At 69.7% G+C, this 12,181-nt stretch carries 12 protein-coding genes; 4 read left to right on the top strand and 8 right to left on the bottom strand.

Features of this window, described 5'->3' with window-relative positions:
• Nucleotides 1-85 precede the first annotated feature (85 nt).
• The 4 genes from ACZ60M_RS03195 to ACZ60M_RS03180 form a co-directional block, all read right to left on the bottom strand.
• Nucleotides 86-1,762 (bottom strand): serine/threonine protein kinase, encoded by a 1,677-nt coding sequence (locus tag ACZ60M_RS03195; RefSeq protein ID WP_465414176.1) that lies wholly within the window; start codon nucleotides 1,760-1,762, stop codon nucleotides 86-88.
• 127 nt (nucleotides 1,763-1,889) lie between these two features.
• On the bottom strand, nucleotides 1,890-2,318 hold the full coding sequence (locus tag ACZ60M_RS03190; RefSeq protein ID WP_465414174.1) for a hypothetical protein: 429 nt from the start codon (nucleotides 2,316-2,318) through the stop codon (nucleotides 1,890-1,892).
• A 120-nt stretch (nucleotides 2,319-2,438) separates the two neighbouring features.
• Nucleotides 2,439-2,906: a ribose-5-phosphate isomerase gene (locus ACZ60M_RS03185; RefSeq protein ID WP_392960565.1), complete on the bottom strand. Its 468-nt coding sequence runs from the start codon at nucleotides 2,904-2,906 to the stop codon at nucleotides 2,439-2,441.
• A 9-nt stretch (nucleotides 2,907-2,915) separates the two neighbouring features.
• On the bottom strand, nucleotides 2,916-4,121 hold the full coding sequence (locus tag ACZ60M_RS03180) for a DUF1015 family protein (RefSeq protein ID WP_465414171.1): 1,206 nt from the start codon (nucleotides 4,119-4,121) through the stop codon (nucleotides 2,916-2,918).
• A gap of 105 nt (nucleotides 4,122-4,226) precedes the next feature.
• Here ACZ60M_RS03180 and pepN point away from each other — a divergent pair, with 105 nt between their 5' ends.
• Both pepN and ACZ60M_RS03170 read left to right on the top strand, forming a co-directional pair.
• On the top strand, nucleotides 4,227-6,767 hold the full coding sequence (gene pepN / locus ACZ60M_RS03175; protein WP_465414170.1) for an aminopeptidase N: 2,541 nt from the start codon (nucleotides 4,227-4,229) through the stop codon (nucleotides 6,765-6,767).
• 155 nt (nucleotides 6,768-6,922) lie between these two features.
• Nucleotides 6,923-7,855 (top strand): hypothetical protein, encoded by a 933-nt coding sequence (locus ACZ60M_RS03170; protein ID WP_465414168.1) that lies wholly within the window; start codon nucleotides 6,923-6,925, stop codon nucleotides 7,853-7,855.
• A 54-nt stretch (nucleotides 7,856-7,909) separates the two neighbouring features.
• Here the strand turns inward: ACZ60M_RS03170 and ACZ60M_RS03165 are convergent, their stop codons facing one another.
• The 3 genes from ACZ60M_RS03165 to ACZ60M_RS03155 all read right to left on the bottom strand — a co-directional run bounded on the left by ACZ60M_RS03165 (nucleotide 7,910) and on the right by ACZ60M_RS03155 (nucleotide 9,358).
• The gene (locus ACZ60M_RS03165) at nucleotides 7,910-8,344 is read right to left on the bottom strand and encodes a DUF5130 family protein (protein WP_465414166.1); all 435 of its coding nucleotides are present in this window, start codon (nucleotides 8,342-8,344) and stop codon (nucleotides 7,910-7,912) included.
• Nucleotides 8,331-8,591, bottom strand: coding sequence for an aa3-type cytochrome oxidase subunit CtaJ (ctaJ, locus tag ACZ60M_RS03160; RefSeq protein WP_392960576.1), 261 nt, complete (start codon nucleotides 8,589-8,591; stop codon nucleotides 8,331-8,333). Before ctaJ ends, ACZ60M_RS03165 begins: the two co-directional genes overlap by 14 nt.
• A 245-nt stretch (nucleotides 8,592-8,836) precedes the next feature.
• The gene (locus tag ACZ60M_RS03155; protein ID WP_465414217.1) at nucleotides 8,837-9,358 is read right to left on the bottom strand and encodes an HNH endonuclease; all 522 of its coding nucleotides are present in this window, start codon (nucleotides 9,356-9,358) and stop codon (nucleotides 8,837-8,839) included.
• 293 nt (nucleotides 9,359-9,651) lie between these two features.
• Between ACZ60M_RS03155 and ACZ60M_RS03150 the strand changes: the two genes are divergently transcribed.
• Together ACZ60M_RS03150 and ACZ60M_RS03145 are read left to right on the top strand one after the other, a co-directional pair.
• Nucleotides 9,652-10,689 carry a mechanosensitive ion channel family protein gene (locus ACZ60M_RS03150; RefSeq protein ID WP_465414163.1) on the top strand — a complete coding sequence of 346 codons (1,038 nt, stop codon included), beginning with the start codon at nucleotides 9,652-9,654 and terminating at the stop codon, nucleotides 10,687-10,689.
• Between the two features lie 92 nt (nucleotides 10,690-10,781).
• Complete coding sequence (locus tag ACZ60M_RS03145) at nucleotides 10,782-11,210, top strand: globin (protein ID WP_465414162.1); 429 nt, start codon at nucleotides 10,782-10,784, stop codon at nucleotides 11,208-11,210.
• 111 nt (nucleotides 11,211-11,321) lie between these two features.
• Here the strand turns inward: ACZ60M_RS03145 and ACZ60M_RS03140 are convergent, their stop codons facing one another.
• On the bottom strand, nucleotides 11,322-12,164 hold the full coding sequence (locus ACZ60M_RS03140; RefSeq protein ID WP_465414161.1) for a hypothetical protein: 843 nt from the start codon (nucleotides 12,162-12,164) through the stop codon (nucleotides 11,322-11,324).
• Nucleotides 12,165-12,181: the final 17 nt, after the last annotated feature.

Genomic DNA, 12,181 nt, shown 5'->3' with positions numbered 1-12,181 from the left:
TTGCGATCACTTCACAGGCGCTGGAGAAAGTCTCGAAGTTCCATGGGAAGTCGTGAAACGTTCCGCACGGTAGGCGAACGATCCGTCACTCTCCGAAGAGGTCGGTGATCCAGTCGAACCAGCCGAAATCAAGTGAGATCCAGTCCCAGCTGAGCTGGTCGAGGTAGCTCATGCCGACCATGAACAGGAAGACCCCGGTCGCCAGGTGGGCGAGGCGCGCCGACTTGCGTTTGGTATGCAGCCAGCGGCCCCACAGGATGCCGCCCGCGACGCGGACCAGGAAGAACAGGCCGACGGCCACGGCGAGCACGAACAGATAGCTGAAGACCTGGGTGCGCAGCGTGTCCATGCCCTGCGAGATGGCCCAGATGAGCCACATGATGAGCGAGAACAGGCCGCCGATCACGGAGAGCTCGAAGCCCTTCGAGAGCGACCCGGGCGGGCCGAGCAGCGGCGGCCGGTCGGCCTTGTCGAGCTCGCGTTCGCTCGGTTCCTCAGGGTCGTGGGAGAGCTTCAGGCGCGGCAGCGGGCCCTGGCCGGGGGGCGGCCCGGCGGAGCGGCCGGGCGAGTAGCTGTCCTGGTGCGGGGCCTGGTCGGGGACGCGGACGCGGCCGGCGACCGGCTTGTCGCGCACCGGACTCGGGGCGCCCGCTTCCATGACGCGGGTGCCGTCCTTCATCACCCGGGTGCTGTCCGCGGGCGGGGCCGTGTGCGCGACCTGCGTGGGCGGCGCGACCGGCGCTTGCGGGAGGTCGAGGCGGCGGGTCGCGGCCGAGTCGATCGGGGCGCCCATGGGGACCGAGTGCAGGCCGCGGGTGTGCTGGGTGTTCCAGTCGACGCCGAGGTCGGGGAGGTTCGCGCGGGTCACTTCGGCGCAGAGTTCGCCGATCCAGCGCGGCAGCTCCTCGGTGCGGGGCCGGTTCTGGGGGTTGTCGTCGAGCGTCGCGGTCAGCAGCTCGCGCAGGCGCGCGTTGGCCTCCAGGACCGGGTGCTTGCGCAGCCGGGCCCAGGGCACGGTCTGCTCCTGGCCGGGCGAGTCGGTGCGGGCGCTCGCGCCCGTGACGAGGTAGAACGCGATCGAACCGAAGCCGTGCACGTCGTAGGAGGGACCGACGGTCCCCTGGTGCGCTTCGGGTCCGGCGGTCTCGCGGGTGTACGCGATCGTGGTCAGGTGCGCCGGGGTGTAGTAGCGGGCTCCGGTGAAGTCGATGACCTTCGCCGAGCCGTCGGGGCCGATGATCACGTTCGCGGGCTTGAGGTCCATGTGCAGCACTGGGTGCGCGCCCGCGGGCGGGTGGTGCATCGCCTGCATGACCTCGGCGACGGACTTGAGGGTGCGGGCGGCGTCGACCCGGCCGAGACGCCACTGCAGCAGCTGGCGCAGGTCGTGCCCGGGCAGGTATTCGAGGACCTGGAACGGGACGGGCTCGCCGCTCGGGGCCTGGCCGGGCGGGTGCGGCAGGCGGCCGTAGAACGCGTCGATGCGGCGGCAGATCGCGCCCACGTTCCGGCCGTGGAGGTCCATGAGGACCGCGTCGCCCTTGTCCCAGGACCGGAACTGGTGCTCGCGCGTGTCGCCCGGGTTGAGGCGCAGGACCTTGACGCTCAGGGGCGCCGAGGCGACCCCGGCCGAGACGCGGACGGCCTGGTACACGTCGGCCTGCCCGCCCGAGCCGAGCAGGCCGGTCAGCCGGTAGCTCTGCTCAGACCCCGGCAGGGGGTCGGCCGGGCCGCAGACGAGGTCGACGGTGGCGTTCGACATGAAGTGGTCCTTCGCGATGAATAAGTCCGAGCCAATAGCGTAACGCCCGGAACCCACCCTCCACGGCCCCCAGAGGCGGCGCTGTTCGCATCGTCTCAGCGAGCAACCCGTACCCGCGTTGAACGGGTCAGCGCCCCGTGTTCCACGGACTCCCGGCCTGCGGCGACGAGGTCGGCGTGATGCCGCCCGCGGAGGGCTGTCCGTACGAGCTGGCGGGCGGCGCGGGCGCGATCGCGCTGTTCATCGGCTCGAACACGCCGCCGGGCTGCTGCTGCGGCTGGGACGGGACGGGCGTGACCTGGACTCGGTCGAACGTCCCGGCGGGCTGCTGGGCGGGGGCGACCTGGCTGCCGCGGGCGAGCGACCACAGGGAAGGCGAAAGCGCGATCGACAGGACCGTGAGACCGATGATCCAGGTGTTGAGGTGCTGGATCTCGCCGTCGCTCAGTCCGAAATCGAAGTAGGCGTTGCGGAAGCTGAAAGACAGGTACCAGAGGGCGCCGAGGAGCGCCAGCAGCTGGAGGAGGTGCAGGAGAACGCGAAGACCCTTAGACATGTGTTGACGCTACCAACACCCGTCCAATTACTCCAGATCCGATGTGCCGAATTCTCCTGGTATTCGCCGACGGAAAAGGCCCGGGCGGATGCCCGGGCCCTTCACAGCTTTCGTTGCCGCTTAAGGCAGTTCGGGAAGCTCGTGGGTGGACTCCCACTCGGTGAGCATGTCGATGCGGCGCTGGTGGCGCTCGGCGCCGGAGAAGGCCTCGTCCACGAACGCGTCGGCGAAGCTCGTCGCCTCGTCGAGCGAGTGCATGCGGCCGCCGATGGCGACCACGTTCGCGTCGTTGTGCTGGCGGCCGAGCTTCGCGGTCTCCACGCTCCAGGCCAGGGCCGCGCGGCAGCCCGGGACCTTGTTCGCGGCGATCTGCTCGCCGTTGCCGGAGCCGCCGATCACGATGCCGAGGCTCCCCTTGTCCGCGACGACCTGCGAAGCGGCGTTGAGGCAGAACGGCGGGTAGTCGTCCTCGGCGTCGTACTGGTGCGGGCCCACGTCGACGACCTCGAAACCGCGGCCGCCCAGGTGCTTCACCAGGTGGTCCTTGAGTTCGAGGCCCGCGTGGTCGGAGGCGAGATAAATGCGCACGATGGGACCTTAGCCTTTCGGGAGCTCGACGATGGCGAGACCGGCGCGGGCCTTGGGCACGAACCAGGTCGACTTGCGCGGCATCTTCAGCCGCTGGAGGTTCACGTCGATGAAGTCGGGCACGGTGACCGGGGCGATGAGGACCGCCAGGTCGGCCTTGCCCGCGTCGACCTGCGCGGCGAGCCACGACGCCGGGTAGTCGCCGCCCACGTACGTGATGCGCTTGTCCCCCGCGTCCCAGCCGAGCAGGCCGGTGAAGACCTCGTTCTCGACCTGCGTGTGGTCGAGGCGGTCCACGACCGAGCCCTCGACGGCCGGGAACGCGATCTCCCAGGTGCGGCCCTGGCCGTAGACGACCACGGTGCCGCCCTCGGAAGGCGTCTCGGGCGGGCCGTCGGTCTCGATGACGCTCGCGCCGATCTGGCCGATCTGCTCCACCAGCTGCGCGGCCGAGCCGGGCAGGCCCTTGACGAGGCGGTGGTAGGGGCGGATGACGACCGACTGCGGGGTGGTGATCACCGCGAGGAACCGGTCGAGCTCGCCGACCTGCGCGGCCAGCGAGCGGTGGTTGCCGTCGGCGACGATGAGGTCGCCGTCCCCGGCCAGCGCGGTCAGGGCCTCGCCGGCGTCGCCGCCGATCGCCCAGATCTCGTGCGCGCGCCCGGCCTCGTCGACATCGGTGGCGACGGGCTCGCCCGCGCCCGCGATGGCGGTCTCGATGGCGGCGTGGAGTTCCTCGCCGCGGCTCGACTGGAGCAGCAGGACGGGGCTGAGCAGGTGGCGCAGGCGCTGGTTGAGCTCGTTGCGCTGCTTGACCTTCTCGATGAAGACGTCTTCGTTGCGGATGACCTTGCCGGGCTCCTCGGCGGAGGAGGAGATCTCGGCGGTGTCGACGAGGCAGAACACGCCGTAGGCGGTGGGCTCCTCGCCGCCGGAGATCCGGTAGGCGACCGCGACGTCGCCGAACGCGGCGAAGCGCCCGGCTTCCTTCAGGGCGGCGAGGCGCTCGGCCGCGGCGGGCAGGGCCTGCTCGAACGTCAGTCCGGCGGCCACCGCCTCGGGCGTGTGCGCGGGCATCTCCACGCCCAGCATGGACGCGGGGTTCGCCTCGATGATCCGGGTGATCTCGGATTCGTCGGGGAACTCGTCGTAGTTCTTCGCACCAGTGCTCCCGGTGGAAAGCCAGGCCTGGTCGATCGGGTGTGCAGCAGTCACGCCACGAGCGTAATCGACCCTGTTCATCGGTGACGTGGCCGCCGAGTGAACTCCCGAGATGTGACACACTTCTTTCATATCCAAAGATCCCTGACTGGAGGCACTGTGGCGGCAACGCACATTCTCACTCGAGACGAAGCTCAGCGTCGCGCTGAGCTGCTCCACGTCGAGTCCTACACCGTGGAGCTCGACCTCACCGGGCACGAGCAGGGCGACACCTTCGGCTCGCGCACCGCCGTCAAGTTCTCCTGCACCGAACCGGGTGCGGAGACGTTCATCGAGATCGCCGCCGAGCGCATCGAGGAGGCCTACCTCAACGGCGAGCCCGTCGACATCACGCTCTACGACCCCAAGGACGGGCTGAGGATCACCGGTCTCGCGGCCGAGAACGAGCTGGTGGTGAACGCGGTCTTCGCGTACTCGACCGACGGGCAGGGCCTGCACCGGATGACCGACCCGGTCGACAAGGAGACGTACCTCTACTCGCAGTTCGAGGTCGCCGACGCGCAGCGCGTGTACGCGTGCTTCGACCAGCCGGACCTGAAGGCCGCGTTCACGTTCCAGGTGCGCACCCCGAAGCACTGGACCGTGATCTCGAACATGCCCGCCGAGGCGGAGACCGTGGTCGAGGCCGTCAACCTGAAGGTGACGCTGTTCGAGCAGTCGGTGCGGATGAGCCCGTACATCACCGCGATCTGCGCGGGCCCCTATGTGGGGGTGCACGAGGTGCACGACGGGATCGATATGGGCCTGTACTGCCGCCAGTCCATGAAGGACTACCTGGACCCCGAGGGGGTCTTCGAGGTCACCCGCCAGGGCTTCGACCACTTCCACGAGCACTTCGGCGTGCGGTACCCGCTCGCGAAGTACGACCAGGTCTTCGCGCCCGAGTACAACTTCGGCGCGATGGAGAACTTCGGCTGCGTCACCATCGCCGAGGCCTCGTTCCTGTTCCGCTCGCAGGTCACCGACTTCGAGCTGGAGCAGCGCGCGAACGTGATCCTGCACGAGATGGCGCACATGTGGTTCGGCGACCTGGTGACGATGCGCTGGTGGGACGACCTGTGGCTCAACGAGTCCTTCGCGGAGTGGGCCTCCCACTGGGCGAACGTCGAGGCCACCCGGTTCGACGGCGCGTGGACGACGTTCCTGTCGGCGCGCAAGAACTGGGGCTACGGCGCCGACCAGCAGCCGACCACGCACCCGGTCTACACCGCCGCCGGTGACACCGAGGAGATCCAGGCCAACTTCGACGGCATCACCTACTCCAAGGGCGCCTCGATCCTCAAGCAGCTCGTCGCCTACGTCGGCATCGACCCGTTCCTGGCGGGCCTGCGCGCGTACTTCGAGAAGCACCAGTTCGGGAACGCGGTCTTCTCGGACCTGCTCGGCGAGCTGGAGGCCGCGAGCGGCAAGCCGCTGAAGGACTTCGCGGACACGTGGCTGCGCACCGCGGGCGTCTCGACCCTGCGCCCGGATGTGGCCGTGGACGCGGACGGCAACTACACCAAGGTCACTGTGCTGCAGGAGGTCCCGGCCGAGCACCCGACGCACCGCACGCACCGCATCGCGATCGGCCTGTACGACCTCGAGGACGGCGTGCTCAAGCGCCGCGACCGGATCGAAGTCGACGTCACGGGCGAAGCCACCGAGATCGCCGAGCTCGCGGGCGTGAAGCAGCCGGATCTGCTGCTGCTCAACGACGACGACCTGACGTACGCGAAGCTGCGCCTGGACGAGCGGAGCCTGGCCACGGCCGTCGAGCACACCTCGGCGCTCGAGGACTCGCTCGCCCGCGCGCTCATCTGGGCCGCCGCGTGGGACATGCTGCGCGACGCCGAACTGACCGCGACGCAGTTCGTGCAGCTCGGTGTCAAGAGCCTGACCACCGAGGGCGACATCAACATCGTCACCGTCGCGCAGCGGCAGGTCGCCGGGGCGCTCGCCTACGCCGACCCGGCGCACCGCGCCGAGCTGCGCGAGTCCTGGGCGCAGGCCGCGAAGGCCGCGATGGAGGCCGCCGCGCCGGGCTCGGACCCGCAGCGCTCGTGGGCGAAGGCCTACGCGTCCGCGTCTCGGTCCGAGGCCGACCTGGCCCGCATCGCCGCGTGGCTCGAAGGCAACGGGGTCCCCGAGGGCCTGGCCGTCGACGCCGACCTGCGGTGGGCCCTGCTCACCGGGCTCGTCGGCAACGGGGCCGTCCCCGAGGACGCCATCGACACCGAGCTCGACCGCGACTCGACCGCCGACGGCCAGCGCCTGGCGATCATCGCCCGCGCGGTCGTCCCGGACGCGGAGGCGAAGCAGCGCGCCTGGGAGCGGATCACCGACCCGAACTCCGAGAACTGGGTCCGCCGGTCCTCGATGCTCGGGTTCGCGCCGCTCGACCAGGCCGACCTCGTGCGCCCGTACCTGCGCCCGTACCTGGACGCGGTGCCGGAGCTGTGGGAGAAGCTGGGCGCGCAGCAGGCCGTCGAGTTCTCCAAGCTCGCGTTCCCGTCGAACCTGATCGAGACCGAGACGCTCGAAGTGCTCGACGGCTGGCTCGCGGAGGACCGGCCCGCGCCGGTCAAGCGCGGCGTCGCCGAGGGCCGGGCCGACATCGCCCGCGCCCTGAAGGGCCGGGAACTGGACAAGTCCGCTTAACACCGGAACGGGTCTCATCGGGGCTCCGGGGCCGCCGCGCACAGCGGAGGTCCCGGAGCCCCGAGCGCTTCTCGCGCCGTTGATAAGCTCGCCGTGTTCCACCCCTTGTGCCTCCCGGGCGATCCTGCGCCTGCTCAAACTAGAGGAGAGACGTCTTGTCCGCGCTTTTGCCGGTGGCCGTCCTGAGCGCCACCCTGGTCGCGTTGTTCGGGATCGTCCTGCCGCTCCTGCTGCTCGGGCCTGTGCTCGCCTCGCGCACCCGGCCGCAGCCGCAGCAGCTGATGTTCGCCGTCGTACTGCTCATCCCGACCGTGCTCATCGGTTCGGGCTTCCTGGCCTGGTGGGCCGTCGACTGGCTGCGCCGGTACGACGTGCCCGCGCCCGAGCTCGTCGGCATCGCGCTGGTCGTGGCGGCCGTGATCGGGCTGATGGCGCCGCTGCGCGTGCCGACCGGGAGCGGGCCGTTCTGGCTGAAACCGCTCCTCGGCCTCGCCTCGGGCGTGCTCGTGCCGATGTCGATCATCTGGTCCATCGACGCGGGGCTCCACGAGGTGGCGGCCGTGGGCATCGGCGTGCTCGTCCTCGCCGCGCTCGTCGTGGTGTGCCGGGTCGTCGCGAAGCCGCTGGCCGACCGGCGGCAGGCGAAGCAGGCCCGCAACTCGGTGCGGCGCTTCCAGGGGCAGCTCGTGGACGTCACCGACGCGGCGTGGAGCCTGTCGAGCGCGCGCGGGGACGCGAACCGGATCGTGCTGACCTACAGCGGCGAGTCCGGCGGCAAGACCGTCGGCGCGGCCCTGATACTCAAGCGCGACATGGAGTGGGTGCCGAAGGCCAAGGAGAACGAGTCGGCGGTGTTCGAGCTCGCGAAGGGCCTCAACGGCCAGCCGACCGAGGCGGTCCTGGCCCAGAAGCACATCGGCTCCCCCGCGACGCTGACGATGCGCATCCCCGGGACGACGATCCTGTCGATCCGCGAGACCGTCGCCGACTCGCTCTCATGGGTCGAGTTCATCGGGAAACTCGAGCTCACCGAGGCCGATGACCTGCTCAAACACCAGTTCCCGGAAGACGCGGGCAAGAAGAAGTAAAGACATGAAAGCGGCCCGGAAGCAGGAGCTTCCGGGCCGCAATGCTGCGTGGGTCTAGCGGCTCGAGGCGGTCTCCGCGAGCATGCGCAGGCCGGTGATGATGCCCCCGGCGAGCTGCCCGGCGCCGAACGCGGCCTCCATGGAGAAGACCACGAGGGCGGCGGAGCGGTCCGGGACCTTCTCCTGGGCGAGCTTGCCCGTCACGATCTCCAGCTGCCGCTGCTCGGGCGAGACGGCAATGAGGATCGAGCGGTCCGGGTCGGCGAGCCTGTCGTGCAGGGCCTCGGCCGCGCCACGGACCGGGTCGTGCAGGGGCCCGACGTAGACGCTGTAGTGCATGCCGCCGCCGTCGCGCTCGGCCACGGAGAGGGCCTCGTCGATGTGCAGCAGCTCGCGGGTGTCGAACGGGCCTTCGAGGATGGCGGGCTTGACGTCTTCGGGGCTCTTGTCGACGCCCTCGACGATCGCCACCTGGTTACCACTTGCCATGCGAGCCTCCCTTGGGTCCACTGGCGACGGTCTCGGCGCCGTGGGCGCCGGACTCGAGTTCGGCCAAGCCGGACTCGCCTGCCACCGCGCCATTGCGGGCGACGAACCACACCGGTTTGAAGTTGTAGGGCTCGCCCGTGCGGTAGCGGGACTGCGGCCTCGGGTGCCGAAGGAAGATCAGGGCGAAGACCGCGACCACGACCAGGATCGGGGCGCCGAAAAGTATCAGCCAGTCCTGGAAATTCATGTTGCTCCCCTAGCTTTCGTTACAGGTGACCCGGCGGACTCGCGATCCGGCAAGCGCACGCCGTCACCATGCCCCTCAGACTAATCCAATTACGCCCCTCACATCGCCGCAGGTGGTAACTCCGTGCACCCGGTCGCACAGCGCCCGAAAGCGTTGGTGCGGCAACGCAAACGCACGAACGGGGCCCGCCGACAGTCGCATGACCGTCGACGGGCCCCGTTCGTCCGATGGTGTCGAGCACCCTTTTACGAGAGCCGGGCGCGCTCCTTCCCGTGGCGGGGCAGCCAGGCCTCCCACGCCGGGTCGGGACGGCGCTGGCCGCGGAAGCCGCGCAGCTGCCAGCCCGAAGGCGGCCGGGGCACCCGGGGCAGGCGCCAGCCGAGCTCGGCCAGGGTCTTGTCGCTCTTGCGGTGGTTGCAGGGGGCGCACGCCGCCACGACGTTGTCCCACGTGTGGGTCCCGCCCTTCGAGCGGGGCACCACGTGGTCGATGGTCTCGGCCGACGCGTTGCAGTACACGCACCGCCAGTCGTCCCGGGCGAACACGCCGCGCCGCGACGGGCTCTGCCCGACCTGCCTGGGGATCGGCACGTAGCGGTTGAGCCGGACCACCGAAGGGACGGGGATGTGCATGGATTCAGAGCGCAGAAAACCGTCACCAGGAGTGACGGTTTCGGCCTTCCGGGTGAGCAGCAGCACCGCCGCCCGCCTGACTGGTATCACGCACAGCGGCTCGTAACTCTGGTTCAGGACGAGGGCGGAGCCCAGCGTGGCCGCGTTGTGCGTGAAGAGATTCGGGAGCACCCCTGGGGAAGGGTCGCCGCTGTCGAGCGCGCTCCTATGTCGAGGACCTATCACGGTGACGTACCTCCAAGCCATCGGTCCCCACAAGTTTGACCTAAATCTCAGAAAATTGCACCCTGGTTCCGTGGGATCTTCAATGACACGCGAATATCGTCTGTGCGGGCCCGGGACGACACCGGATCGGACGGACGTCGGTAAGGGTGCCCGCGAGGCGTGAACACTGCGACCGCGCCTAGATGACCTTGAGAAGGACGAACGTGGAACTGCTAGCCGCCACCGCCGAGGAGACCTCTCCCTGCGACCCGGGCTTCAACTCGTGCTCGGTGCTGTACAGCATCACCGAGAACAGGAACTTCGCCGTGGACGGCGGCGCGGTCATCGACAAGATCGGGCAGGTCCTGCTCATCATCTTGGTCGCGTTCTTCCTGCGCTGGCTGGTCAACCGCGCCATCGGCCGCATCATCAAGCAGGTCACCTCGCTCAAGGGCCCGCAGTCGATCGCCGAGCTCGCCGACAAGCTCGGCTCGGGCAACGCCCGCCGCGACGAGCTCCTCGGCGACCGCAGCGACAAGCGGGCCGAGACCCTCACGGGCGTGCTCCAGCACGTCGCAGGGATCGTCATCTTCACCGTGGCGTTCATGCTCGTGCTCAGCGCCTTCAACGTGAACCTCGCGCCGATACTCGCCAGCGCGGGCATCGCGGGCATCGCGATCGGCTTCGGCGCCCAGAACCTCGTGCAGGACTACCTGGCCGGGATCTTCATCCTCATCGAGGACCAGTACGGCGTGGGCGACAACGTCGACGTCGGCGACGCCCAGGGCACCGTGGTCGACATGGGCCTGCGCGTGACCACGCTGCGGTCGCTCGACGGGACACTGTGGTACGTCCGCAACGGCCAGATCCTGCGCGTCGGCAACTCCAGCCAGAGCTGGGCGTACGTGGTCGTGGACACACCGCTGCCGCCCACGGTCGACATCGACCGCGCCGGGGAGATCATCACGCAGGTCGCCGAGGAGTTCGTCGAGGAGGACGAGTGGAGCACCCACATCCTCAAGGCACCCGAGTACCTCGGCCCGATCGCCATCACCATCGACGAGATCAAGGTGCGCCTGGGCGTGCGGACCACCTCCGACCAGCAGTGGGCGGCGGGCCGCGAGCTGCGGCTGCGCGTCACCGAGGCGCTGCGGGCGGCCGGGATCATCGACATCGCGTCGAGCGGGCGGATCTACGTGCCGCGCACGGTCGCGAACGGCGGGGCCGCCGGTGCGGCGGGCGCGGCCGGGACCACACCGTAAGTACCGCGCTTTCGAGGTGATATAGAGCCCATTCGGTGTGACGCGTGCCGGATCGGCTTCACAGCCGGTCCCGCCCTTGGCACGATTGGGAGATGCCTAGTGACAGCCCGCGAGCCGTAGTGGCTTTGACGCCGACCGGACAGCCTGCGCCCACGCAGTCCTTCTACGAGGCTGTGGGCGGCGAGGCGACCTTCGAGCGCCTGACGAGCGCGTTCTACGCGCACGTGGCCGAGGACCCGGTCATGCGGCCGATGTACCCCGAGGAAGACCTGGCCCCGGCCGCGCGGCGGCTGCAGATGTTCCTGGAGCAGTACTGGGGCGGGCCGCACACGTACTCCGAGGAGCGGGGCCACCCGCGCCTGCGGATGCGCCACAACCCGTTCACGATCGGCGTGCGCGAGCGCGACGCGTGGCTGAAGTGCATGCGCGCCGCGATGGACGAGGTGGCGCTGCCGCCCGAGTACGACCAGGTCATGTGGGAGTACATGGAGCGCGCGGCAGACTTCATGAGGAACGAATGAAGCTTGCGCGCAGCATGCGCAACGAGTAGGTCCCGTTACGGGCCAAGAGAACTGAACGTGAGAACGGAGCGGCGGGTTTCCCCGCCGCTCCGTTCTTCGTCTGTCCTCAGGTCAGGCGAGGCACTGGCGCTCGACCTCGCGGAAGAGCTCGTCGTGGGCCGTGGCCCAGTCCAGGTACTCGGCGCTGGCGAAGTCCTCGAAGCTGTCGACCGTGCCCGGGTAGTCGTCGGCGATGAAGGCGTCGAGCGCGTCGGAGCAGGCCTGGCGGGCGTCGGCGTCCGCCTGGAGGGTGTCGCGCTCCAACTGGAGGGCGACGATCTCGTCTTCGAGCGTGTCGCGTTCGGTCTCGACGGCTTCGAGCTGCTCGGCCTGGTCGTCGAACTCGTTCGTCTTCTCCGAGAAGAGGATGCCGAAAGTGACCGCGACCGCCGCGAGCACGGCCGCGATGACCGCGAAGGCGATCGCGGCCTTGTTGCGGGGCTTGCGGGGGGCCATCGGCATCGGGATCGGCCCGGTCGGCATGCCGGGAGGCGGACCGGCGGGCACCACGCCTTGCATGCCGGTGGGCGGGCCCATCGGCGGCGGGGTCATCGAGTAGCCCGGGGCGGGCGGCGGGACCGGCGAGGGGAGCGTCGTCTGCGGCATCGCGGTCGTCGGTGACGAGAGGTTCGCCTGCGGCATGGCGCTCGCCGGGGCGGGCGGCACCGGGGCACCGGCGGCGGGGACGGGTGCCTGTGCCTCCGTGAGGAAGTCGTCGCTGGCGGCGGCGGCCTGGGGCGCTGCGGCGGGCTGCGGGGCGCCGCCGGGGACGACCTTGACGGTGGCGTCGGCCTCGCCGGTGAAGACGGAGGGCTGCGCGGGCGGCTGGGGCGGGGCCGCTTGCGGCGCTTGGGGTTCGGGGCCGGAAGTGGCGCCTGTGGGCTCGGGGGGCTGGGGTTGGGGTTCGGGAGTCATGGGGTCTCCTATCCAAT

This window comes from Glycomyces sp. NPDC050141, assembly GCF_055586545.1.
This window is presented reverse-complemented; position numbering and strand designations above follow the sequence as displayed.